Origin of the sequence: Hyphomonas sp., from assembly GCF_965284475.1 — a bacterium.
Lineage (GTDB): Bacteria > Pseudomonadota > Alphaproteobacteria > Caulobacterales > Hyphomonadaceae > Hyphomonas.
The window spans coordinates 3,272,980-3,297,105 of record NZ_OZ260087.1 but is presented as its reverse complement, the minus strand read 5'-3'; the positions used below and the strand labels follow the sequence as shown (position 1 = coordinate 3,297,105).

Genomic DNA, 24,126 nt, shown 5'->3' with positions numbered 1-24,126 from the left:
TCAGTTCTCCATCAAGGCCTTTATACGCGGGCCATCCAGTCGGCCGTCCGCCAGACGATTGAGAAGAAGCGCAGAAAGCGTTGCGCGTTCTGCGAAGCTGTCGACAACCACGAATTCCTCGCTTGAGTGAATCCGCCCTCCCCTTACACCGAGCGTATCGACATTGGGCACACCGGCGGCGAATATATTATTACCCTCACACACGCCGCCAGTATCAACAAATTCCAGATCAAGCCCGATCGCGCGGCCCGTGGCATGTACGGCATCAAAGATCGCTTGTTGCGCGGCGTTGCGCGGCTTGGGCGGGCGATAGAAGCCGCCGTGCAGGTGTCCCGAAATTCCCGGGCGCGACTTTGCGCGCTCAAAAAGCCGCGCAACTGCGGACATAGTCCAGGCGGCTGCTTCCGCGTCAGGCGCGCGGGCGCCGAATCTGACGACGGCAAGGTCGGGCACGATATTGACTGCACTACCGCCCTCTATGGCTCCGACGTTCACGGTCACACCGTCGCGTTGTCCGTTGAGGCCCTCCAGTCCGACAACAAGTTCGGCCGCTGCCTCAATCGCGCTTCGCCCTTCTTCCTTGGCCCGTCCGGCATGGGCCGCCTTTCCGTGAAGGACAATATCAAAAACTGCGGATCCCTTGCGTCCACCCGACATCGCACCTGTATCCATGGCGGGCTCATAGGTCATGCCAACGTGAGCGCCTGATCGCGCCGCTTCAGTCAGCGCAGCGGAACTGGCGTGATTGCCGATCTCTTCATCCGGGGTAACGACGATCTGGTAGCCCAAGCGGTCGCGGAAAGGTCCAGCTTCGAAGGTCTTGAGCGCCTCCAGCATGACGCACAGACCGCCCTTCATGTCGGCAAGGCCGGGACCGTTCAGACGCCCATCGCCCAGGTCCTTGACGCCCTCAAAAGTCCCCTTTGGAAACACAGTGTCGTAATGGCCGGTCAATACGACCTGCACGGGCGCTGAAGGACGTGACGAGACGCGTAGTATGGGCGCGGTGTGAATCATCTCGATCTTGCCCGAAGAACCGATGGTCTCAAACCCCGGAGCGTCATCGAGGCGGACATTGCCATCCAGCTCTGCGAACGCGTCAGCCAAGACCCCTGAAAAGCTGTTCAGCCCATCAATGTTCCAGCTGCCTGTATTGATGTCGGACCAGGCGCAGGTGCGGGCCACCATGCCCGCAGAGGCCGCGCTCAGGCGCTCAAGCGCCGCTTCGTCTTCAATCGTCAACTTGGATAGTTCAGTCATGGATACTTGGTTTCATAGGTAACGATCCGGGGCAAGCCTGCCGAATTGGAAGTCCCAAACAAAAACGGCCCGGCTTGAAGCCGGGCCGTCAATTTCAGTTATCGCACGTTCAATTATTGAACGTTGATCACAACTTCCGAACGACGGTTCAGAGGTTCGCGAACGCCGTCACGTGTCGCCTTGGCAAGATCATTTTCGCCTTTGGCTGTTTCCGTGATGATGGCTGCGTCAACACCGCGTGACACGAGGGCCGACGTCACGATGCTTGCACGACGCTGCGACAGACGCTCGTTATAAGCGCTTGCACCCGACGTATCAGTGTGTCCGGCAATTGACACCGCGCTTGGTGCACAACCGGCGCCAGCAGTGATGTTAGCAACCGCCTGATCGATCACCGCAGCAGCCTGACTGGTCAGATCAGCTTTGTCCCACTCGAAGTAAACCACGAAATTCTGGTTCAGACCCGAGCACACAACTTCCGGTGCAACCGTTTCCGTTGTTGGCGGAGGCGGAGGTGGCGGAGGTGGTGGTGGCGGAGGTGGTGGTGGTGGCGGAGGTGGCGGAGGTGGCGGTGGAGGTGGCGGCGGTGTCGCACCAAACGCATACCGGAGACCAACAGTCGCCGAATGACGCGTCAGGTCACCTTCATATTCGGTTCCACCGTGAACGCCGCCAAGATCCATGTCTTCCGACACGAAATACTTGTAGCCAACATCCATCGTCAGCTTTTCACTCAGCTTGTAGCCGAAGCCAAGGAGACCTTGATAAGCCAAGCTGGTGTCACTGTCTGCAAAACCGTTAGCCGCGCTGAGGTCTGTGCCCGAAACGTAGTTCAGGTTGCTCGCCTTGGCGCTGGCGCGGATCGCACCAATACCGACGCCAATGTAAGGCTGGAAAACGCCTTCACGATTGAAATCGTAGATGCCGTTCAGCATCAGGTCGACGGATTGCATGTAACCACTTGGGTTTGATATTGTCAGCGGCGGAGCGCCATTGAAGCTCGTTGGCACAGCCAGATCGCCGCTATTGTAACCCAGAACGCCTTCAAGGCGGATGCCATTGTCAAGGCCATAGCCAAGACCGATATCACCGCCCCACATGTCATCAATGTCGGACTTGCCGCCCATCGTACCAAAAACGTCCTGAACGACTGGATCATGATCCAGCTGCCCTGCAAACGTGTATTGTACATCGGCGCGGCCGTACCAGCCTTCCTCAGCCTGAGCGACCATGCCAGCAGACGCAAACGCGGCCGCGGCTGTCGCGCACATAAGAGTTTTCTTCATACTCGATCCCCTTCTTGTGCCGAAGGACGGGATTGTCCTCGACCGCAGGTTCATACGCGCATCTTTGCGCATAGTTCCTGTTAGACTTTTTTAATGGATACTGCGAGTGATTTCCCACATCGAAGTATCGAAACACATGGCATTTTTTCAGCCACGCGACCCAATTGCAACAGAATACCGGTGCGCGTCAAAATTGTGGCAGAAAATAAAATTCCCCGTTTATTAGGGGATGGTACCGCCTCTCCGGTTTGAACGGAGGACCTCTGGTTCCACAAACCAGCGCTCTAACCAACTGAGCTAAGGCGGCCTATGTCTGGGAGATACAGTCCATTTCCCATCGATTCAAGCGCCAGAGCGCGTGAAACTGCCATCCCCACGAATCAGATTTTGGCAACCTGATCGAATTCGAGATCAACCGGCGTACCCCGGCCAAAAATCGACACGGTGACCTTGAGACGGCCATTGGCCTCGTCAATTTCTTCGACCGCGCCTTCAAAGCCCTGGAACGGGCCGTCATTGACCTGAACCTGCTCGCCAATTTCAAAGGAAATCTTGGGCCGGGGACGCTCTTCTGCCGAATCAGTCGATGTGCCGAGAATACGATCCACTTCGCGCTGGCGAACGGGTAACGGCTTCTTGCCGCCGTCGGACCCAAGGAATCCCGACACTTTGGGTGTATCCTTGACCAAGTGATAAACGTCATCGGTCATCAATGCCTTCATCAGCACGTAGCCCGGGAAAAAGCGGCGCTCGACTGTCTTTTTCTTTCCGCGCGCGACTTCGACAACTTCCTCGGTCGGAACCTGGATGTCTTCGATGAGATCTGAAAGACCCTTACGCTCCGCCTGTTCGAGAATCGAGGCGGCGACCTTCTTTTCGAAGTTCGAATAAGCGTGGACGATATACCATTTGGCTTCAGCCATAGGGCCTGCGCGCTCCTTGAATACGTGTTGCTCGACCTGCATCTACAGACCGGTAATTGCTTTGACGGCCATGCTGATGACCGAGTCGGCGGCAAACAGGAACAAGGCAATAAGGACGGACATGATCACCACGAAAATTGATGCCTGAATAGTCTCAGCGCGGGTCGTCCATGTGACCTTGTTTCCCTCAGCGCGCACCTGGCGCACGAAAGTTACGGGTCCAACGCGTTTTTTCTTGTCCTTGTCGGCCATTTCGACACTTTCTTGAAAGGCGGGGAGTTAGCGGTTTTGATCCGCTACGTCCACGGTTAAAGTGCATACGCTCATTTGTGAAGGCATGTGAGGCGGAAAACCAAGGCTTGCAAGGCAGTTTCAGCGCCAATACCGCACAATTTTACGCTAAAATCGGGCAGAGTTTACCTGGAAATTCCGAATTGGCGGGCCGGCAGGCCCGGAACATCGACAGAAATTGCAAACAGGCTGCCTGAGAGCGGCCTCGCATCCAGCGCTGGAAAACTCATTCCTGCGCGAGCTGTCGTGATGAACAGGGTCCTCAGGTCATCGCCGCCAAATGTGCACGACGTGGGCCGCGGCGCGGCAAGCGTAACAACCTGGTCGATCGATCCATCAGGCTGATATCGCACCACGCGGGAGGCGTCCCACAGGCAGGTCCACAAGCAGCCCTCCGAATCAACCGCAGACCCATCCGGATATCCATCGAACTCATATGTCGACGCAAAGACGCGTCGTCCGGTCAGTGTACCCGTCACGAGATCATGGTCGAAGGCGAGAATTTCCTGCTCCGCCGAGTCGCAGGTGTAGAAGGTTCTGCCATCGGGGGAAAACTGCATTGTATTGGTGACCAGGACCGAAGGCAGTCGCATTTGTGAAATCTTACGATCAGGCGTCAGGCGGAAATAGCCACCCGTCGGATCCTTCTCGCGGTCATCCATCGTACCGAACCAGAACGAGCCATCTGGCGCGACGCCGCCGTCATTCGTGCGGTTCGTATCAGGCTCTTGAGGCAGTTCGCACCAGCGTTCATACGCTTCCGTCGCCGGGTCATACAACCCAACTTCACGATCGCCTGCCATCAGGAGGCATCCGTCGTAAAGCGCAAGCGCACTTGCCCGGATGGGCAAGTCATAGCGTCTCGTATTCCCTGTTTTCGGGTTGTACCGGTGAAGCTTTGCCCGTTTGATGTCGACCCACCAGAGAAAACCCTCGGACGCACTCCACACGGCCCCCTCCCCCAGGACGCAGCCTGTCGGCGCAACACATTCGGGCGTGATCAGCATGTGGCCTCCCGCATCACTTCAAAGGGACGTGCCTGGCAATTCATTGTTCGAGCAATCCTGCTGCTTCAGCGATTTCGAACAGACCGTCCTGCATCGCTTCTTCTGCGGAATACTCTTCCACGCTCGCGCCCAGTGCATCAAGGGCCATGCCATAAGCCTCGGCCATTGGCCCGTCCGCGACAAGGATCACATCGTCGCCCGGATCATAGTGCGCAGCTATATCTGCACCAATCATAAGGCCTGACAAAGCCGCCGCCTGGTGCTCGGCTCTGAGGACGCCGATTGAGCGCGCCGCGCTGACAGCGAAGGGAGAGGCCGCATCTTCCGTATCAAGTGAACGCTCAACCCAATCCCTGAATACCCGGGGCTCAAAGGTCTGATGGACCGCTTCGCCCAGCTTCAGGGACCCTTCTGATTCGAGGAGTGAGATGATTTCTCCGGTCATTTCGGTGGAAAAGCCGAGAACCCGGCCCTGCTCGAGCGAGACATGCTTGGTGTGAAAGCCGGGAATGCAGACCGCACCAGACATCTGGCCAAGGCCCACAAGCAATGTCTCCTGTCCGCAGAGCAGGTCGGCCGGCGACAATTGTTTTAGTCCGGGCACAAGATAAACCTCGTCAGACCTGACCAACGCGTCGCTCAGAGCATCAAGCAAAGTCGGTACCTGCAGAAGTCTGCCGGTTCCCGAACCTGTATCGCCACATAGAATCATCGGCGCACCAATGGGCCCGCCCAGCCAAGTGGCAACGAATGCCTTTGCGGTGTCCGCGCCCTTGCCGGGCTGCCCCGGAGCGGCGTCGTCCACGACACGCGAAAGAATCTCGCCTTCCTCATCGAAAGCCCAGGCCCTTACGCGGTCCATGGTCCACTCCAACCCGACAAGCGTGACAGGCGCGCTCACCGGAATGCCCGTGGCGTATTGCTCAAACTGGAGGAGTCCGAACCGCGAACATGGTCGCTGGAGAATATTGTGATCTGCATTTAGCCGAGGTCACGCGACCGGCAGTAAAAGTCAATCCTATCAACTCGCAGACGCAGATGTGAGATGCCTTCCAGAACGAAGCTCACTGCGCTAGGAGACTGGAATGACAGACACTCCCGGCACGATCGGTCCCGCAGAGGCCTATCTCAGACTGATTGACGTGATGGCGCGTTTGCGAACCCCTGGTTCGGGGTGCCGCTGGGACCTTGAGCAGAATTATACGACGATCGCGCCTTACACGATCGAGGAGGCCTACGAAGTTGCGGACGCGATAGAACGCGGCAATATGGCAGACCTCAAGGAGGAATTGGGTGACCTCCTTTTTCAGGTTGTGTTTCACAGTCAGATGGCATCTGAAGACGGCGCATTTGATATCGGTGATGTGACGAATTCAATTGCGGAAAAAATGGTGCGGCGCCATCCGCATGTGTTTGAGAGGCCGGATGGACGATCTGCAAATGAGCAAACTCTTGCATGGGAACGCCTGAAGGCAGAGGAGCGGGCGCATAAGACGCTAGACGACCCAGCAAGCGCACTTGATGGCGTTGCATTGGCACTTCCCGCTTTGTTGCGCGCCGAAAAGCTGCAAAAGCGTGCAGCCAGAGTAGGATTCGACTGGTCGGAAGCTGAACCGATATTCGACAAGCTCGATGAAGAAGCCAGTGAGGTGCGCGAAGCTATCAAGTCAGGAATTCAAGACGATATCGAAGATGAACTCGGTGATCTTCTCTTTGTGGCAGCAAACCTGAGCCGGCGATTGAATGTTGATCCAGAGCAAGCGCTTCGCAGGGCCAACGCAAAATTCGAGCGCCGTTTCCGTGCCATGGAGGCTGCTGCAGTCGCTGACGGAGTGATATTCGCCGAGTTGTCACTGGATGAACAGGAAGCCTACTGGCAACAGGTCAAACGCGCCGAAAAAGCCGAGAGCTAGTCTTCAATTTCAATGTCCGGGAATTCAGACCTGAACTGTCCGACCCGTTCCAACGGCAAACGGACGCTCAGTGCGACACGACCATCCTTGAGATTGGATTCCGTATTGACGTCTCCGTGACTGTGGAGCCAGGCTCGCGCGCGTCCATCTTGCGGCTCAAGTGTCACCGCCACGTCCCGCGCTCCGCGCAGGAGGGCGTGCTCAATCGTCTCGAGCAGACGAGCCATGCCCTTGCCTGTCAGCGCTGACACGAGCACCGCGGGCACGCCGGTATTGCCTTGCGCCGCAATTTCGAGCACCTCGGCGCGTTCAGGCGCCACCGCATCCGACTTGTTCCATGCCTCTACGATTGGTGGTAATGTGATACCTGTTTCCCGCTCAAGCCGCTCCAGGACAAGCGCAACGTCGTGAGCTTGATCCGCATCGGCAGCGCTGGATCGATCCCTGACGTGAACGAGCAGATCAGCTTGTAGCGCCTCTTCCAGCGTTGCTTTGAAACTATCAATCAGATGGGTCGGCAGGTCGGTAATGAACCCGACAGTGTCAATCAATGCGGCCTCACCCACTGTCGGCAGGTCAATCCGGCGAATCGTCGGGTCAAGCGTGGCAAATGGCATGTCCTTGGCAAATACCTTTGCGCCAGACAGCCGGTTGAAAAGCGTCGACTTGCCCGAATTTGTATATCCAACAAGGGCGACGATGGGTTTACCCGCCCGTTTCCGACCGGCTCTTTGTACGGCACGTGTGCGCCGAACATCTTCAAGATCCCGCCTCAGCCTGACGATCTTGTCGTCCAGCATCCTGCGGTCGGCTTCCAGCTGGCTCTCACCTGGCCCGGAAAGAAACCCGCCGCCGCCGCGCTGGCGTTCCAAATGGGTCCACGTCCTGACCAGTCGCGAGCGTTCGTACAAGAGACGTGCAAGCTCGACCTGCAAGCGTCCCTCCTTGGTACGTGCCCGCAAGCCAAAAATCTCAAGGATAAGACCCGTACGGTCGATAACCTTGACCCCGAGGCGTGTCTCAAGATTTCGTTGCTGAACCGGTGTCAGTGCCCCGTCAACAATCGCTACCGTACAGTGATGCTCTTCCAGATCGGCCGCAAATCGGTCCAGAAGACCGCCGGAAAACAAGACTGAAGAGTTGACGTTGCGCACATGGTCAGCACGCAGGAACGCAAGCTCGCAACCGAGCGCCTCAACAAGACCGGCTGTCTCTTGAAGCCGCTCCTCTGTTGGACGATTTGCGGGCGTAAACCATGGAATGACCGCGCCGGCGATTTCGGGCTCTGGCAGGCGTTCAATCAATTTGTCGTTCAACGGGACCTATTGCCCCTCCAACTCTTCATCGAACAGCTGGACAGGTGCACTAGGAGCGATCGTCGAGATCGCATGCTTGTAGACCAGTTGAGGTGGACGACCATCGCCGCGCAGCAGAACGCAGAAATTATCGAACCACGTTACCACGCCCTGCAATTTGACCCCGTTGACCAGGAAGACTGTCAATGGCGTCCGTGATTTTCTGACGGCGTTCAGGAACGTATCCTGCAAGTTTTGCTTTTTATCTGAAGACATGGGAGCGACCAGTCCTTCTATTGTTCTTGTTATGTGTCGCGAGCTAAATGGATTGCGCGAATTGTGCAAGTGCGAACACTGTTTAACCGCGCCAAAAACTGGGGGAAAGCGCCGGAATAATCGCCAAAATCTCCAGACGGCCCAGAATCATCGACACAATGAGCAATATTGTGGCGCCGCTGTCGAGATTACGCGTATGGCCCATCAAAAGCGCCCCAGAATTGGTAAGACCGCCGATCGAAAGCCGGATCGTTTCCTCAAATGGCAAATTCAGAAAGCTGAAACCTATCATGACGATGAACACGGCAACGATGTAGGCGACGAGATACACCCACACGCCGATGACGCTGCGCTCGTCGAGCTCACGGTCTCGGAACCGGAATCCAAGAACTGATCGCCGGTAGCCCAATTGTCGGAATTCCTGGCCGGCGCGACGGGCAAGAACGATCAGACGCGCAATCTTAACTCCCCCTGCCGCGGACAGGGCCGAACCACCGATAAGGGCTGGAAGAACGAGAATTGGCAAGGGAATCAGGTCACGCGCTGGCGTAGTCGAGAAACTCAAACCGGACGTCGACATGGCGGACACGGACCAGGCAACGGCATCAGCGATGCCAATCCCAAGAAACAGGACGACACCCGCGAACATCGCTATCAGGACGAGAAATGTTATCGTTTCCGGGTCCTTCAGTGCTCGACGCGGCTTGCGATCCTTCAGTGGCAACCAGACCGCCAGCCCAAGAGCGCCAACGATCAGCCCTATTCCAAGAATGGTTGAAGGAAATGGCGGCAGGGCTGCTCGACTAACCATGTTTGGGTCGACCGCCCCCGTCGTAACGGCACTCACAACATCGCTCAGGGCCCGAGGAAACGGCACGCCGCTCATTATCAGGAGTCCAAGGAGCACGACCAAAAACACAAGCATCATGATAGAGACCGAACGCGCAACGCGCGGCACGGCATCGAAAAAGCTGGATTCAGGCACGGTGAACAGAACTGTTCGATGAATCCCCGGTCCACCCAGATTGATTGCGGCCAGGACACTGGCTGCCGTTATGATCGTCGTCAGTCCTCCGATTATATGCAATACACCCCGCCAGACCACCAGGCTTGCTGGCCACACGTCGGTTCCCGTCCGAATGACCGACTGTCCGGACGTGGTCAGACACGCTGCGGCCTCATGGATGGCATGCAACAAGGAGCCGTTCGCGACACCAAGTACAAAGGGCAAAGCGGTGGCCACAGGGGCAAGAAACCACCAGATTATCACGACGCCCAGCGCATCCGACGGCCGCGCCTTGCGACTGGGCCGCGGTGTCAGCAACAGGACACTGCTTGCCAGGACCGTGATGCCAATCATGGTGACCAGGAGCGCAATAACCTGATCCATCTCCCGAGCGAAAATCGCAACCACAATCGGCAGCAATGTGCTGCCAGCCACGACCAGCATCAGCAGCGCCAGGACCCGAACGATGGATGCGTAATTCATACTGTTAGAAGAAGTCCGGACTGACCCGGAAGTACTTCTCGACCTTCCGAACCATGTTCTCCTCATAAAATACAATGAGGCGGTCTTCGGCTTGGGCAAGCACGTCCGGTCCTGCAATGATGACTTCGTCGTTGCGGATCACTGCAGCGGCAGTAACCCCGTCAGGAAGGTCATCATAGCCAAGTGGCTTTCCGATGAGTGATGAGGACTCAAGCGTTACCCCTTCAGCGACTTCAGCCAGGCCATCTTCAATTGACTGCAGTCCCAAAATGCGCCCACGGCGCATGCGCAGCAAGATTTGCGAAACCGTAAGGGCCCTCGGATCAAGCACTGCGTCAACGCGCATGTCACGCGCAAGTCCGGCTAATTCAGATGCGTTGACAAGCGCCAAAGCCCGTTTGGCCCCTGCGCGTTTGGCAAGGTTACAGATGAGCAGATTGGCCTTGTCGTCGTTGGTGATTGCAATCACGAAATCCGCTTTGGGTGCGCCGGCTTCTGCCAGAATATCCGGGCTCAAACCGTCTCCCTGGATAACGATGGTTCGCTTCAACTCAGCGACGGCGGCGTCTGCGCGTTCAACACTCGATTCCACAAGCCGGATACGCATGTTGCTTTCACGCTCAAGCGCCTTTGCGACGTAGAGCCCAACATTGCCGCCACCAACGATGACAACATGATCCATCCGCTCATTGTCCCGGTTGAAAATTGATGTCAGGCGATCCGCGTGGCTATCAAGTACCGCGATATAGGCCCTGTCCTCAGGCTTCAGAACATCAGTGGACCTCGGCGCGCGCACGGCGTCCCCGCGTCCAATGCCGACGATGCGAGCCGACAGGTCCGGAAATAGACCCCTGATCTGGTCGACAGGGGTATCCAAAAGAGGACTTTGCGCATCTATCTCGAGCCCCAGCAGTTTGACCCTTCCTTTTCCGAAAGTTGCGCTCATCACCGCACCGGGTGTCCTGAACCGCTGCAAAATCGCTTCGCCAACTTCGACTTCGGGCGAGATCACCATGTCGATCGGCAAGCCTTCTCGCGAAAAGATATTCTTCCAGGCAGGGTCAATGTACGATTGGTCTCTTACCCGCGCGATCTTGTAGGAAACCGAAAAAAGCGTATGGGCGATCTGACAGATCACCATGTTGATCTCATCGAAATGCGTGACTGCGATAATCATCTCGCAGTCATCCGCCCCGGCGCGCTTAAGTACATCCGGGTGTGCGGCGTGGCCTGTCACACCGCGTACATCCAAATCCGTTGAGACCTGGTCAACCAGCGCAGGGTTTTCGTCGATGATCGTGATATCATGCTTTTCCCGCGCCAGACGCCGGGCAATACCATGACCGACACGGCCCGCGCCGCAAATTAGAACGCGCATCGCTTACTGCCTTTCGACGATCTTTCAACCATCCTGACGAGAAAGGCCGGACGCTACACCCAAAGCCTTTAATTTTCTGTGCAGCGCAGAGCGTTCCATTCCTATGAATTCGGCGGTTCGGGAGATGTTTCCGTTAAACCGCGTGATTTGAAGCGCCAAATACTCACGCTCAAACTGCTCGCGTGCATCGCGTAACGACAAACCAACAAGCTCAGCAGAGCCGCCTTTCGCATTCTGCATCGCCCCGGTCGCTGTGTCTTTTGGCAGTTCATCAACACTAACGGGTCGACTGGCGTCTGACGGAGACAGAATAAGGATCCGTTCGACGACATTGCGCAGTTGCCGCACATTGCCGGGCCAATCCATCGATTGAAGAACTGCCATGGCTTCTTCGGAAAATGCCCTTGGGGTCAGGCCAGAAGAATCTGCAATGCGATCAGTGAAATATTTTACCAGATCGGCAATGTCGTCGCGGCGCTCGGTCAGCGATGGCACCCTGAGGGGAACGACACTCAAACGGTAAAACAGGTCTTCGCGAAAGTTGCCTTCCTCGATTTCAACGCGAAGATCCTTGGTTGTCGCCGACATCACCCGAACGTCCACACTTACGTCCGAACGCCCGCCAACACGCTGGAAGCGTTGCTCGGTGAGGACCCGCAAAATCTTGTTCTGCGTACCAAGCGGCATGTCAGCCACTTCATCAAGCAGCAGCGTGCCGTTGTGCGCCTTCTCGAACAGTCCCACACGGACCGTTCTGCCTTGCTGGTCTTCCTCACCAAAAAGCGCGCTTTCCATTTGATCCGGAGCGATGCTGGCCGCATTCACGACGACAAATGGCCCGGTATCACGCAGCGAATTGCGATGAATGAGCCTCGCTGCGAGCTCTTTGCCGACACCCGCCGGACCATTGATCATGACCCGCGAATTTGTCGGCGCCACTTTTTCAATTGACGACCTCAGGTTGGAGGCTGCCTGGCTGGTGCCAATCCAGTGTTCGTCTTCGCCGGCCCTGTTTCTCAGGGCAGCATTCTCGTATTTCAGAGCGGCGGACTCGATCGCCCGTTCTATGAGGTGGAGCAGCCTGTCAGTTTTGAAAGGCTTTTCGATGAAATCGTAAGCGCCTCTCCGGATCGCCGCGACAGCCGTTTCGATATTGCCGTGCCCGCTGATGACAATGACCGGCAAGAATGGATCAATCGATTTCAAATATTTGAGTAGCGAAAGGCCATCCATCTGGCTCCCCTGAAGCCAGACGTCTAGGATGACAAGTCGCGGGGTCCGTGTGCGAACTTCATCCAACGCGCGTTCAGCAGTTTCTGCGGTACGGACGGAATAGCCCTCATCACCGAGCACTCCGGCAACAAGCTCACGAATATCAGGCTCGTCATCAACAACCAGAATATCTAACGCCATGGTGCCGACTCCTCTACACGTTCAAACAAGGAAGAATTCTGCGCTTCTTCGGGATCTCTATTTTCATTCGCTGCCGACCCCGTTGCAGGAAGCCAGACGCGGACGCGCGCACCGCGCAAGCCGTCCAGGCGATTCTGGAGCGAAATTGAGCCCCCATGATCAGCGATGATACGATTGACGATCGCAAGGCCAAGACCAGTCCCTTTTTCGCGTGTCGTCACATAGGGTTCAAGGAGGCGGTCCCGGACATCCTCCGGAAAACCTGGACCGTTATCTTCAATCGTTACCTCGAGGCCTCTTTCGTCTTCATTCAGGACGACACGGATATTTCCATTCACATCGGCGTCTTCCGGCAATCCTTCGATTGCCTCAGCTGCGTTTTTCAGCAGGTTTCCAAAGGCTTGCCCAAGGAGCCTCTCGTCACCCCGATAGATTGCCTTGTCTGCATTTGATTCAAAGTCGATCTCGACATCGGGCGACACCATGCTTTGGGAAAACCCGGTACCCTGCAACAGGGACCGCATGTCAAAGGGCGAAACATTTGGCTTCGGCATGCGCGCGAACGACGAAAATTCCTCAACCATTCGACCAATGTCTCCAACCTGACGAAGAATCGTTTCGATGCAGCGATCAAAAACACCATCCGCATCATCGATCGAACCCGCATAACGCCGTCGAATACGCTCTGTAGACAGCATAATCGGGGTTAGTGGGTTACGGATCTCATGCGCAATTCGACGCGCGACGTCTCGCCACGCGAGTTGCCTCTGAGCGTTGACCAGTCGAGTCGTATCGTCAAATGTCAGGACGCAGCCCCCCGCAGGGTCCGGCGCGGTCTTCAAGCGAATATGGCGAACTTCACCATTGATGTTGAGGTCGAGGGATGCATCGACCGGCGCAATCCGTTCCAGCGTATCTCTCGCGTATCGGTCGAATAGTGGAGCGATATCGTCCAAAGTCTGGCCTGGCGTTATTTCGGAAACACCCAGCACTTCACCTGCCGAGCGGTTCGCCAGTGTAATGATCATATCGCCGTCCATGCGAATTACGCCTGCACTGACCTCCGCCAGAAGCGTTTCCACGAATTTTCGGCGGTCTTCCTCAACTTCCCGTGCCCGGATCAGGGCGTTGCGCTGCTCGGCCAGCTGCTCGGTCATTGCGTTAAATGAGTTGGTCAACGCATACACTTCATCTTGAGGTCCGGATACCGGCACTCTCACCGTGAGATCGCCCTCCCGCACAGTGTGCGCAGCGACAGCCAATCGACCGATGGGTCCCGTAATACGGCCTGCCGCCTCGAGTCCGAGCCTGGCGGCCAATAGCAGAATCAAGGCCGCAATCTGTGTGTAGCCGATGGCAAAAATGTATTGCAGACGGCCGCTGCGCCGTTTCGCATTATTATACTGCGCAAGCGCCGCTTCGGCCTCGCGCAATTGAACAGCCGCGTTTTTGTCGAAATTCTTGACCGCATAGACGTAACCATCCAATGGCTCCTCAATGCGGATCAATGCTGTTGCGATTCCCCGATTTTCATAAAGCGTCGTTGCGACGTTCCCGGTATTGGCTTCGTTGAATGCCGACTGCGGGGGTGGGACGAGAATAGGCTGCTGAACGCTTTGCTCTGCGATGAGTTCGACACCGTCGGGACCCAGAACTGCAATTGTGAGAAACTCGCGAAAGCCAAGTTCAGACCGCAATCCATCGGTGAATGCTTTCGAAGCATCCGTTGCCAGGCTCTCGGCATTGATTTCGTCATTCGATCCGCTCTCGGCAAGCGACGCCTTCACATCGCGCGCGAAGTTCTCGATATCCAGTGCCGCGAGTCTGAGATCGACATCAAATGTACCTTCAAAATTGTTGACATAATCCTGGAAAATCTGGGCGTTCTTTTCCATGATCGTATCGACACGCTCGCCGAGCCAGTTGTCGAGCCCACGCGATATGAATGCGCCGATGAACAGGGCAACGATCATTGCCGGTATCAGCGCCGAAAATCCGAACAACAATACGAACCGTTTGGCGAGCCGCCCCTTGCCCTCTCCCCGACCACTGACCTGTATCGCGATGTATTCCCGCGCCACGATCACAGCCAGGACGATGATCACCACAAAATTCAAACCAAGCAGCCATGGCGTGGCACCCGCCGTGGGATTATCCGGGTCCACGCCCGAAATTGCGATAAAAGTCGCAAACACAGCAACGAGCGCAGCAATGATGAAGAGACCCTCAAAAAGGGCCCAGCTTGCTTTCGTTGCCTGCTGGCTCAATGTGTTCGACACTCGACGTTGCTCTACAGTGGCCACCCCGGCCCCGTCGCTTTCGCGTCACATACTCGTGTCGGTTCAGCAACAGTGGTGCACTAAAAGCACAGTTTGTCGTGTCGTCAATCAGTCTTCTGCAATTCCAAGCGCGTTGATTTTCGCCCGAAGCGTATTTCTGTTCATGCCCAGTAGCTGGGCTGCCTTCACCTTGTTTCCGGCCGTAACGGATAAAGCGAGCTTGATCAGGGGCCGTTCCACCTGATCGATGACGCGGGAATACACAGCAGAATCCTCCGATTCGCCACCTGCGATCAGGTCGCCCATCACATAACGATGCAGCAGGGTCTCAACGTCTTTCTCCAATCCGGCGCTGACCCCTTTTTGCTCGCTGGCACCTGCGCGAAGCTCTCGTTCGACATCGCGAAGGGTAATCGCCTCATCCGGACTGAGCACAGCAAGACGAAGGATCAGGTTTTCCAGCTCGCGTACATTGCCAGGCCAATCATAGGCCATCAGAAGGTCAAGCGCGGACTTGTCGAGCGTTTTTGCCGACAATCCCTGTCGTTGGGCCCGGATCAGGAATGCCCTCGCCAGCTCCGGAATGTCTTCCTTGCGCAATCTGAGTGGTGGCATGGTCAGGCGAACGACGTTCAGCCGGTAGTAGAGATCCTCACGAAACTTGCCCTCTTCCACGAGGCGTCCAAGATTGCGCCGGGTCGATGCAATTAGACGCGCGCCACTGGAATCCCTCAACAGCTTCACAAGCTGAGTCTGTGCTTCGGCCGGCAAGTCGCCAATCTCATCAAGATAGAGTGTGCCGCCCTTAAGCTGAACGGCTCCACCTTCCCCATTCGTTCCAAAGAGTTCCCTGTTGATCTCGCCCGCCGGCAAAGCCGCCAGATCCAGCGCAACGAACTGCCCAGCTTTGGCTGCGCCCAACTGGTGGACGGCGCGTGCCGCGAGTTCCTTGCCTGTGCCGCTTTCACCTTCAACCAGAACAGTCAACTCGGTGTTCATGACCTTGGCAATGATCCGGTAGACCTCCTGCATTGCATCGGACCTTCCGATCAAAGGCAAACCGGCATCACTGATCGCCTTTTGGGCTTCCGGATTGATCGATCGGCTGGATGTTTTCGGAGCGGACTTCAGCGCCCGCTGGACGAGGCTGGACAAGACGTCGATGTCGAACGGCTTGGGAATGTAGTCGAAAGCACCATGCTCGGCTGCAGATGCGGCCGTCAGGATCGTGTTCTGCCCGCTCATCACAATGAATGGCAGTTCCGGGCGAGCAAGCTTCAAGGATGGGAGGAGGTCGAAAATTGACGTGTCACCAAGGTACACATCCGTCACGACAACATCGCCTTCGCCATTGCGCACCCAACGTTCGAGAGCATCGGTCGAACTGGTTGCGCGAACATCATAACCAGCGGCAACAAGTGTCTGGTTTACGACCAATCGTATGCTCGCGTCATCTTCTGCCAGAAGTACAGTCTTATCTGCCACGGTCTGCTCCATCTCCAAGGGGCAACAGAACCGTGAACCGGGTCATTCCCGGCTCGCTGTCTACCCTGATATGACCGCCATGAGCCATGATGACCTCACTGACAATGGACAGCCCCAATCCACGTGCGCCCGACTTAGAGCTTTGAAAAACATCGAATATCGTCGCCTGCCGCTCACGCGGAATTCCGACACCGTCGTCTTCGATAGATACGAGCATCGCTCGGCGCAGTCCTGCGCCGAGACGCGCCTGCTTCATTGACAAGCCTGCGGCGTAGGCGGTGCGGATCGTGACTTTTCCTTGCCCGCCGCCATCAATGGCTGCTTCGGCGGCGTTGCGAATAATGTTGTGAAACGCCTGTTGCAGGTGATCAGCGTCTCCCATGATATCCGGAAGAGACGGGTCAAACTCGCGATTAAATGTTACGGACGGCCCGATGGCGGCCCGCTCGGCAGCGAAAATCTTGTCGAGCAACGCATGAATGTTCAGAGGTTGCAAACGCGGCGCCGAGAACAGTTCAAACGCCGACAGACGATTTACCAACCGCTCAATCCGCCGGGCTTCGTCCTTGATGATATCAAGCAACTCACTCTGGTCAGGCTTGCCCTGACGATCCAGCAATTGCGCAGCGCCGATAATGCCAGCAAGCGGGTTCTTGACCTCGTGCCCCAGTATTCGGCCGAACCCTGCAGCGCCCGCGACAGAATCGCTGCTCTCCCGCGCTGGCGTCTCGGATAGTGCAATGATGAAACCGCCGCGGTCGGCGCTCCGGATGCGAATGTCGCAGATGACTCTTGAATGCATCCCGGGCCCCGCAATGGGTGTTCCAGGTGCGGTGATGTCCCCGGACTGCCTTTGCGCACGATCAACAAGTTCGAACAGAGGCGAGTCATGATAGATAACTTCGCTCAGCGGACGCCCTGCCAGAGCGCGCCGTGACATTTTCAATAATGACTCTGCGGCCGGGTTCGCCTCGAGAACGCGGCGACGGGAGTCGATCAGGACAAGCGCCACAGGGGATATTTCACCAAGCATTGGCGGCTTCAGGGTTGCAAGGGGGGCCATCTCTATGCTGCCTCAAGCAGTTGGGGTTTCAGGTAAAGGACACGCAATGACGAGATGAGGTGCTCTGGATCGATGATCTGGCACATCTGCGCACGAAGAGATCTTCGACGGTGTTCGGACAGCGGAATTTTCAGACACTCGATGGCGGCCGATACGTGCTTGCGAACCATCCTCACACCCAGGGACGTTCCATACAAGGCAACGGAATCGCGTATCTGCTCGCACAGGCTGTCGACCTGGATATCCAGGCTCGGCGCGGTGGCCGCCTTGCCGGAAAGGCCTTCGGCGATTTGGCCAGCCAGCCATGGTTTCCCCATTGCAGCCCTGCCGATCATCACACCATGGGCACCGGAATGTGCAAGTGCCTGTTCCGCAGTCTCCAGAGAACAAATGTCGCCATTGACGATCACGGGAAGGGAAACAGCCTCGACCGTGCTCCGGACCGCCGTCCAGTCGGCTGAACCCTTGTAGAACTGGCAACGGGTGCGACCGTGAACGGTGATCATTTGGACACCCAACGCTTCAGCAATACACGCAAGCTCAGGTGCATTCAGATTGTCGTCATCCCAGCCGAGCCTCATTTTGAGCGTGACTGGCGTGCCGTTCGCCCCAGCGAGAGCCGATTCAATAATGCGGGTAGCCAATGGAATATCCTGCATAAGTGCCGATCCCGATTGCCCCCCGGTAACCTGTTTGGACGGGCAACCCATGTTGATGTCGATAACGTCGACGCCTGCATCCCTCATCAGCGCTGAGCCGGCATACATGTCAGCAGGACGGCGCGCCGCCAATTGGACAATCCAATAACCGGCACCATCATGACGGCACGTCCGGCGAACCATGTCGGCACGCTCCGAAACCAGCGTTTCGCTCGCCACCATTTCAGACACAACAGCCGGCGCGCCGAAGCGCACGGCTTGCCGTCGCATTGGCGCGTCGGTCGCTCCCGACATGGGGGCCAGCCAGACCTTGGGTGCCTGAAAAACAGTCATAATGCTATTGTTCCGGTTTTTTCTTTCTTCGCAAGTGCACAAAAGACGCGCACCCATGCAAAAAAACATCTGATCAAAGTTCTATGGTCAGAATTGCCAGTCTCGCCTAGAAAGCCGGAGATGACACTGGCAGCTGCAATAATCGTTGCGGGGGGCAAAGGATCGCGGTCCGGACGCGATGCTCCCAAGCAATACGAACGCCTCCTTGGGCGGCAGGTACTTGATTGGTCGATTGAGGCATTTAGAGCGCACCCGGGCGTGGGGGCGATCGTGGTGGTAACGCCTGTCGGGAGTGTGCCAGCTGGTCGTGATGTCGGGGTGGTCAGGGTGCCCGGTGGGGCAACACGGACCCAATCGGTCCGCAACGGCCTTGCCGCACTGGATTTGCCAACCGACACTCCCGTCCTCATCCACGACGCAGCGCGGCCGGGACTGTCCCAGGACATGATCTCTTCCCTGCTCGGGGCGCTCAGCACCGCAGACGCCGTTGCCCCTGCCCTGCCGGTTTCGGATGCTCTTAAGGCAGTCCGAGACGGAAAGCTGGTCACGGTTCCGCGGGAGGGCCTGTCGCGGGTACAGACGCCGCAAGCGTTTCGCCTGGGATCCATCCGGGCCGCACTCGACGCGGCGCCAGCCGCCCTGGTCGACGATATCGCGGCGATGGAAGCGACAGGCGCGCAGGTGAAGCTGATTCCGGGAGACGAACGCCTTCACAAGATTACCTTTCCCGAGGACTTCGACATGGTCGCCAGACTGCTCAGCCCCTTCACATCTGTACCACGCGTTGGAAAAGGTTTCGACGTTCATACTTTCGAGCCCGGCGACCATGTTACATTGTGCGGCGTCGCGATCCCGCACGATCGCAAACTTAAGGGCCACTCCGATGCCGATGCCGCCTGGCACGCGTTAACGGACGCCATTCTCGGTGCGGTTGCCCTCGGCGACATCGGCGACCACTTCCCGCCATCCGACGCCAAATGGAAGAATGCAGACAGCGCCATTTTTCTCAAGGAGTCTGTCAGACTGGCAGAGACGGAAGGCTATGCGGTGACCAGCTGCGATATCACCGTCATCTGCGAAACGCCCAAGGTGAAACCGCATCGCGAAGCCATGCGCCAACGAACAGCCGAACTGCTGGGACTGCCATTGCAGGCGGTCAGCGTGAAAGCGACAACGACAGAAGGTCTGGGCTTCACCGGAAGACGCGAGGGAATTGCGGCCGAAGCGATTGCGGTGCTGGTGCCTTTGACCCCTGCGCGCTAGACTTTCACCATGTTTCCAGATCGCCTTAGAAATCTCGCCATGCTGATACTCGACGACGCCGAACAGGCGCGTCTCAAGATTTGCACTGCTGAAAGCTGCACGGGCGGGCTGCTGGCCGCCCTGTTCACCGACATTCCCGGATCGTCGAGCGTGTTCGAGCGCGGATTCGTCACCTATACCAACCGCGCCAAGGAGGAGATGCTGGGTATAGCCGGGGACGTCATCGCCGATTATGGCGCTGTGTCTGAACCGGTAGCGAGAATGATGGCGGAAGGTGCCCTTGAGGCGAGCCGGGCCAATATCGCAGTCGCCATAACAGGCGTAGCGGGCCCCGGCGGCGGGACGCGTATGAAACCAGTCGGCACGGTACATGTTGCCTGCGCCCGGGAAAACCGGGCTGTCGTGCATGAAATGCTGCAACTAGGTGATATCGGCCGCTCTCAAGTACGAATGGCCTCGGTTGAATCCGCGCTGAACCTTATTCAGGTGCAGATGCGATAGGCGCCTGTCCGTATCTATTTTGCGCCTCGACCAGGAAAGCGCTCATGATGCGATCAACAGCGATATCGTGATTGGCGGCCGCCAGCATGGCAATTAACACGTTGCGAAACTCGTAGTCGATCTCCAGCGCAATATCCGTTCCCCCGCGTTCCAGCGGTATGATGCTCCATTGCGCGTGCAGCCTGCGGAATGGCCCCTTGATCAGACTGGCGACGACCGTACCCGCCAGCGGGTCAGCCACCACGCTTGTCGCGAACCGTTCGACAAACCCCTTGAAACCGACAACGGCATCGCCCCTGGAATGTCGAATACCGGCTTCATCCGTTCTCACTTCGGACACACGCATGGCCGTGATCCATTTGATGAAGTCCGGATAACTCGCAATATCCGAAACCAGATTAAAGGCCTGCAGCTTTGAATACGGCACGCGAACCGATTTAGAAAACCGGGGCATATCAGGCCGGCAAACCTGCGAGCTTGGCCTCGCGAGCGGCGCGCATCTGGGCAAAGTCCTCGCCGGCATGGTAGCTGGAACGCGTCAGCGGCGTGGCTGACACCATGAGGAAGCCCTTCGCCCGCGCGATCTCTTCCATCGCCCTGAACTCATCGGGCGTGACAAAGCGGTCTATCGCAGCATGCTTGCGGGTTGGCTGGAGATATTGCCCAATTGTAAGGAAATCGACACCGGCTGAGCGCATGTCATCCATGACCTGCATGACTTCTTCCTTTGTCTCGCCCAAGCCAACCATCAGGCCCGATTTGGTAAATTGCGAGGGATCGCGATCCTTCACCTTCTGGAGCAGGCGGAGTGAGTGGAAATAGCGCGCGCCGGGGCGGATGCTCAGATACAGCCGCGGCACCGTCTCAAGATTGTGATTGAAGACATCGGGACGAGCGTCAATGACCCGGTTTTCCCAGCCATTCTTGCGCAGGAAATCCGGTGTCAGAATCTCGATTGTCGTGCGCGGCGCTGCCGACCGGATCGCTTCAATGACGTGAACAAAATGCATCGCACCGCCATCTTCAAGATCGTCGCGGTCAACGGATGTTATGACGACGTGCTCCAGGCCCATTTCTGCGACAGCTTCTGCCACGCGGCGCGGTTCGTCAGTGTCAACGCCTGCGAGTGGTTTGCCGGTAGATACATTGCAGAACGAGCAGGCGCGTGTGCAAACGTCACCCAGAATCATCATGGTTGCGTGCTTTTTCTCCCAGCATTCGCCGATATTGGGGCAGCTGGCTTCCTCGCAGACTGTTATGAGGCCTTTCGATTTCACAAGTTCACGCGTTTGCGCATATCCTGCCGAGGTGGGCGCCTTGACGCGGATCCAGTCTGGCTTGCGCAGAATCGGTGTGTCAGGACGCGACTGCTTCTCCGGGTGACGGTGTTTGCGCCCGGACGGCGTGAGATCGATGAGTGTGGCCATGTTGGCAAGATGGACGCGAGCGCCTGATTCATCAAGACAATTGCAGCGCAGAGTGCATATGCAAACTTGCATTCTCTATTGCACGTGTGTCCTTACGTGACAAAATGTTACAAAAGTGAGGCCGACCTCACCAAGTCAAAGGGCCCCTGATGACCAGTGTGACCATTCCATCACCGATTGCGTATCGGTCAGCACGCACGCATATCGACCTGTTTTCAGCGCTCCTGCGCGCAAAGCACGAGTTTGGCGCTGACAAGGTCATTGTTATCGATGGAGACGATCGCGAGCTAACCTACAAGGAAATCATCCGGGCCGCCTTCGGCCTGGGCGCAGCCTTGAGAAAGAACACGAAACGCGGTGAAGCCATCGGCGTTATGCTGCCGACAGGTGCCGGTGCCATTATCGCGTTCTACGCGCTGAGCGCCTATGACCGCACGCCCGCCATGCTGAACTTCACGGCTGGGTCGGCGAACCTGAAAAGTGCTATGCAAGCGGCTGGCGTGAAGCGCATTGTGACGGCGCACAAGTTCGTCGAACTGGCGGGGCTGGAATCCCTGATCACCGACCTCAGCACTGCTGCAGAAATTGTCTACCTCGAAGATGTCCGTGAAGCGCTGACACTTGCAAACAAGCTGGCGGCTGTTCTGGGACCAGTCATGCCGGGCCTCATCCGACCCAAGCCGCGCTACAAATCCCCTGGGGTTATTCTTTTCACTTCAGGCACTGAAGGCGAACCAAAGGGTGTTGTTCTCAGCCACGAAAACGTCATGGCGAATGTCGAACAAGTGCGGGCTCACATAGGCCTGAGCGCCGAGACGGACAAGGTCTTCAACCCCCTGCCCACGTTCCACTGCTTCGGGCTGACCGTCGGAGCCATCCTGCCTATCGTGGCGGGCATACAGGTCATGTTCCACCCCACCCCGTTGCAGCCTCGTGAGATAGTAAAGCGTATACGGAGCAATGGCTCAACGATACTGCTTGCAACCGACACATTCATTTCCCAGTATGCCCGCACCGGCGCTGATGGCGACCTGAGCTCGATCAGGCTGGCCGTGTGCGGAGCAGAACGCGTAAAAGACGAGACCCGAGCACTGGTGCGGCGTAAATTTGAAATCGAAATTTTGGAAGGCTACGGCGCTACCGAAGCGTCGCCTGTTGTGGCCGCCAATCAGTGGGAACACAACAAGCCCGGCACGGTGGGCAAGCTGATGGCGGACATGGAATCCCGATTGGTGCCGGTCGACGGCATCACTGATGGCGGACGCCTGCACATCAAGGGACCGAATATCATGCTGGGCTACCTGCGCCCCGCGCGCCCCGGCGTCCTCGAGCGGCCAGAAGGCGGTTGGCACGATACGGGCGATATTGTCGCGATCGACGATGAAGGGTTTATCCGCATACAGGGTCGCGTCAAACGCTTTGCCAAGATCGGCGGTGAGATGGTGTCACTGGCGGTTGTCGAGAACTGCGCCAGCGCCGTGTGGCCGGACAATCTGCATGCCGCCGTAACCATGCCTGACCCGCGCAAGGGGGAGCAGGTCATTCTGCTCAGCGACTCTGAAGCCTGCAATCGTGAGGACATTCTGGCCTGGGCCAAGAACCACGGCGTCCCCGAACTGTCTGTGCCTCGCCGCGTGTTCCATGTGCCCGAGATCGCCGTTCTGGGAACAGGAAAAATCGACTATGCGGCCGTTAAGGCTCAGGCAGAAGACCTGATGGAACGCTAGGCGGCAGCCTGTGCCGGCGCCGCGTCGTCTTCTGCGAGGAATTCCTTGATTATGCTGGCTGTCTCAGCTGCGCGCGTCACTAGAAACAAATGCCCGCCCCCTTCCACGACGTGTAGCCGTGAATTCGGTAGCGCGACTTTCAGGATATGGCCATTTGCAAGCGGGACAATTGAGTCATTGTCCCCCATCATGACCAGCGCCGGCATGCGCAGGAAGCGAATGAATGGCAGGCTGGACCATCCGATGAAGGCCAGTAGCTGAAAGATATAGCCCTTGGGGTCAGGTGGCATCAGGCGTGTAATATGTTCGCCAGCCTGGGCGTCGGCCTCATCGCCATACAGCGTCGCGAAGTTATCACGCATATAGTTCGGGTCTGTGTAGCGGCGAGCATCGACCATCTTGGACAGCGAAGCCGGTTTGCCCGGCACCATGGTCATGCCGGCGGTCGTTGCGCAAAGGATGAGCTTGCCGACACGGTTGCGGTACTGGAAGGCGAACTGTTGTGCGAGCGCACCGCCCCAGGACACGCCCATGACGTCGACTTCGTCAATGCCAAACTGGTCAAGGAGCTTGCGCGCCCAGCGGGCAAGCATCCACGGGCGGTAGGGCCATTGCGTGACGGGGCTCTTGCCCACGCCGGGCACATCGAACGTGATAATGTCGCGATCAGGAAACATGTCTCCGAGCGCGTGGGTCAGTTCCAGATTGGCACCGATTCCGTTGAAAAAAAGCAGGGGGCGCTTGCCTTCGTTACTCCGGGCCGCCCAGAAGGCCGTGCGCAACAGGACGCCGTCAACGTCCTGCATGGTAATCCGGGGACGCGGTTCTGATGCGGCCATGATCTGGTTCCTTTGTCGT

General features: G+C 57.3%; 22 protein-coding genes and 1 tRNA gene. 4 read left to right on the top strand and 19 right to left on the bottom strand.

Annotated elements, in window-relative coordinates:
• From ACQ66M_RS15980 to ACQ66M_RS15950, 7 genes are all read right to left on the bottom strand, one after another.
• Positions 1 to 1,260, bottom strand: coding sequence for a hydrolase (locus ACQ66M_RS15980; protein ID WP_350172179.1), 1,260 nt, complete (start codon positions 1,258 to 1,260; stop codon positions 1 to 3).
• Positions 1,261 to 1,373: 113 nt separating this feature from the next.
• The gene (locus ACQ66M_RS15975; protein WP_350172177.1) at positions 1,374 to 2,546 is read right to left on the bottom strand and encodes an OmpA family protein; all 1,173 of its coding nucleotides are present in this window, start codon (positions 2,544 to 2,546) and stop codon (positions 1,374 to 1,376) included.
• 230 nt (positions 2,547 to 2,776) lie between these two features.
• Positions 2,777 to 2,853: transfer RNA gene (locus tag ACQ66M_RS15970), tRNA-His, on the bottom strand.
• 73 nt (positions 2,854 to 2,926) lie between these two features.
• On the bottom strand, positions 2,927 to 3,469 hold the full coding sequence (nusG, locus tag ACQ66M_RS15965) for a transcription termination/antitermination protein NusG (RefSeq protein ID WP_350172175.1): 543 nt from the start codon (positions 3,467 to 3,469) through the stop codon (positions 2,927 to 2,929).
• Positions 3,470 to 3,511: 42 nt separating this feature from the next.
• Positions 3,512 to 3,721: a preprotein translocase subunit SecE gene (gene secE / locus ACQ66M_RS15960; RefSeq protein WP_350172173.1), complete on the bottom strand. Its 210-nt coding sequence runs from the start codon at positions 3,719 to 3,721 to the stop codon at positions 3,512 to 3,514.
• A 164-nt stretch (positions 3,722 to 3,885) separates the two neighbouring features.
• Positions 3,886 to 4,767: an SMP-30/gluconolactonase/LRE family protein gene (locus tag ACQ66M_RS15955; protein ID WP_350172171.1), complete on the bottom strand. Its 882-nt coding sequence runs from the start codon at positions 4,765 to 4,767 to the stop codon at positions 3,886 to 3,888.
• Positions 4,768 to 4,807: 40 nt separating this feature from the next.
• Positions 4,808 to 5,629: a 2-dehydro-3-deoxygalactonokinase gene (locus tag ACQ66M_RS15950; protein WP_350172169.1), complete on the bottom strand. Its 822-nt coding sequence runs from the start codon at positions 5,627 to 5,629 to the stop codon at positions 4,808 to 4,810.
• Positions 5,630 to 5,852: 223 nt separating this feature from the next.
• On the opposite strand from ACQ66M_RS15950, the gene mazG reads away from it, so the two are divergent.
• Positions 5,853 to 6,680 carry a nucleoside triphosphate pyrophosphohydrolase gene (gene mazG, locus ACQ66M_RS15945; protein ID WP_430404992.1) on the top strand — a complete coding sequence of 276 codons (828 nt, stop codon included), beginning with the start codon at positions 5,853 to 5,855 and terminating at the stop codon, positions 6,678 to 6,680.
• Here the strand turns inward: mazG and hflX are convergent.
• From hflX to ACQ66M_RS15900, 9 genes are all read right to left on the bottom strand, one after another.
• Positions 6,677 to 7,996, bottom strand: a complete 1,320-nt coding sequence (hflX, locus tag ACQ66M_RS15940) for a GTPase HflX (RefSeq protein ID WP_350172165.1) — start codon at positions 7,994 to 7,996, stop codon at positions 6,677 to 6,679. The two genes, mazG and hflX, sit on opposite strands and share 4 nt — an antisense overlap.
• Before the next feature lie 6 nt (positions 7,997 to 8,002).
• Positions 8,003 to 8,251 carry an RNA chaperone Hfq gene (gene hfq / locus ACQ66M_RS15935; RefSeq protein WP_350172163.1) on the bottom strand — a complete coding sequence of 83 codons (249 nt, stop codon included), beginning with the start codon at positions 8,249 to 8,251 and terminating at the stop codon, positions 8,003 to 8,005.
• Positions 8,252 to 8,333: 82 nt separating this feature from the next.
• The gene (locus tag ACQ66M_RS15930; RefSeq protein WP_350172161.1) at positions 8,334 to 9,740 is read right to left on the bottom strand and encodes a potassium transporter TrkG; all 1,407 of its coding nucleotides are present in this window, start codon (positions 9,738 to 9,740) and stop codon (positions 8,334 to 8,336) included.
• A gap of 4 nt (positions 9,741 to 9,744) precedes the next feature.
• Positions 9,745 to 11,118 (bottom strand): Trk system potassium transporter TrkA, encoded by a 1,374-nt coding sequence (gene trkA / locus ACQ66M_RS15925; protein ID WP_430404990.1) that lies wholly within the window; start codon positions 11,116 to 11,118, stop codon positions 9,745 to 9,747.
• A gap of 24 nt (positions 11,119 to 11,142) precedes the next feature.
• Positions 11,143 to 12,531, bottom strand: coding sequence for a sigma-54-dependent transcriptional regulator (locus ACQ66M_RS15920; protein WP_350172157.1), 1,389 nt, complete (start codon positions 12,529 to 12,531; stop codon positions 11,143 to 11,145).
• A complete protein-coding gene (locus ACQ66M_RS15915; protein ID WP_430404988.1) occupies positions 12,522 to 14,798 on the bottom strand; it encodes an ATP-binding protein in 2,277 nt (758 codons plus the stop codon). The genes ACQ66M_RS15920 and ACQ66M_RS15915 overlap by 10 nt, the downstream gene beginning before the upstream one ends.
• Positions 14,799 to 14,918: 120 nt before the next feature.
• Positions 14,919 to 16,295, bottom strand: a complete 1,377-nt coding sequence (locus ACQ66M_RS15910; protein WP_350172153.1) for a sigma 54-interacting transcriptional regulator — start codon at positions 16,293 to 16,295, stop codon at positions 14,919 to 14,921.
• Positions 16,285 to 17,328 carry a two-component system sensor histidine kinase NtrB gene (locus ACQ66M_RS15905; RefSeq protein WP_350216417.1) on the bottom strand — a complete coding sequence of 348 codons (1,044 nt, stop codon included), beginning with the start codon at positions 17,326 to 17,328 and terminating at the stop codon, positions 16,285 to 16,287. The genes ACQ66M_RS15910 and ACQ66M_RS15905 overlap by 11 nt, the downstream gene beginning before the upstream one ends.
• A 32-nt stretch (positions 17,329 to 17,360) precedes the next feature.
• Positions 17,361 to 18,407, bottom strand: coding sequence for a tRNA dihydrouridine synthase (locus tag ACQ66M_RS15900; protein WP_350172149.1), 1,047 nt, complete (start codon positions 18,405 to 18,407; stop codon positions 17,361 to 17,363).
• 63 nt (positions 18,408 to 18,470) lie between these two features.
• On the opposite strand from ACQ66M_RS15900, the gene ACQ66M_RS15895 reads away from it, so the two are divergent.
• Positions 18,471 to 19,613, top strand: coding sequence for a bifunctional 2-C-methyl-D-erythritol 4-phosphate cytidylyltransferase/2-C-methyl-D-erythritol 2,4-cyclodiphosphate synthase (locus ACQ66M_RS15895; RefSeq protein ID WP_430404986.1), 1,143 nt, complete (start codon positions 18,471 to 18,473; stop codon positions 19,611 to 19,613).
• Between the two features lie 9 nt (positions 19,614 to 19,622).
• Positions 19,623 to 20,114 carry a CinA family protein gene (locus ACQ66M_RS15890; protein ID WP_350172145.1) on the top strand — a complete coding sequence of 164 codons (492 nt, stop codon included), beginning with the start codon at positions 19,623 to 19,625 and terminating at the stop codon, positions 20,112 to 20,114.
• Here the strand turns inward: ACQ66M_RS15890 and ACQ66M_RS15885 are convergent.
• Together ACQ66M_RS15885 and lipA are read right to left on the bottom strand one after the other, a co-directional pair.
• Entirely contained in the window at positions 20,092 to 20,568 is a 477-nt protein-coding gene (locus ACQ66M_RS15885; protein ID WP_350172143.1) for a type II toxin-antitoxin system RatA family toxin, read from the bottom strand. The two genes, ACQ66M_RS15890 and ACQ66M_RS15885, sit on opposite strands and share 23 nt — an antisense overlap.
• Position 20,569: 1 nt before the next feature.
• Complete coding sequence (lipA, locus tag ACQ66M_RS15880) at positions 20,570 to 21,541, bottom strand: lipoyl synthase (RefSeq protein WP_350172141.1); 972 nt, start codon at positions 21,539 to 21,541, stop codon at positions 20,570 to 20,572.
• Positions 21,542 to 21,690: 149 nt separating this feature from the next.
• Here lipA and ACQ66M_RS15875 point away from each other — a divergent pair, with 149 nt between their 5' ends.
• Entirely contained in the window at positions 21,691 to 23,268 is a 1,578-nt protein-coding gene (locus ACQ66M_RS15875) for an AMP-binding protein (RefSeq protein WP_350172139.1), read from the top strand.
• Here ACQ66M_RS15875 and ACQ66M_RS15870 read toward each other — a convergent pair.
• Positions 23,265 to 24,107 carry an alpha/beta fold hydrolase gene (locus ACQ66M_RS15870; protein WP_350172137.1) on the bottom strand — a complete coding sequence of 281 codons (843 nt, stop codon included), beginning with the start codon at positions 24,105 to 24,107 and terminating at the stop codon, positions 23,265 to 23,267. The two genes, ACQ66M_RS15875 and ACQ66M_RS15870, sit on opposite strands and share 4 nt — an antisense overlap.
• Positions 24,108 to 24,126 lie beyond the last annotated feature (19 nt).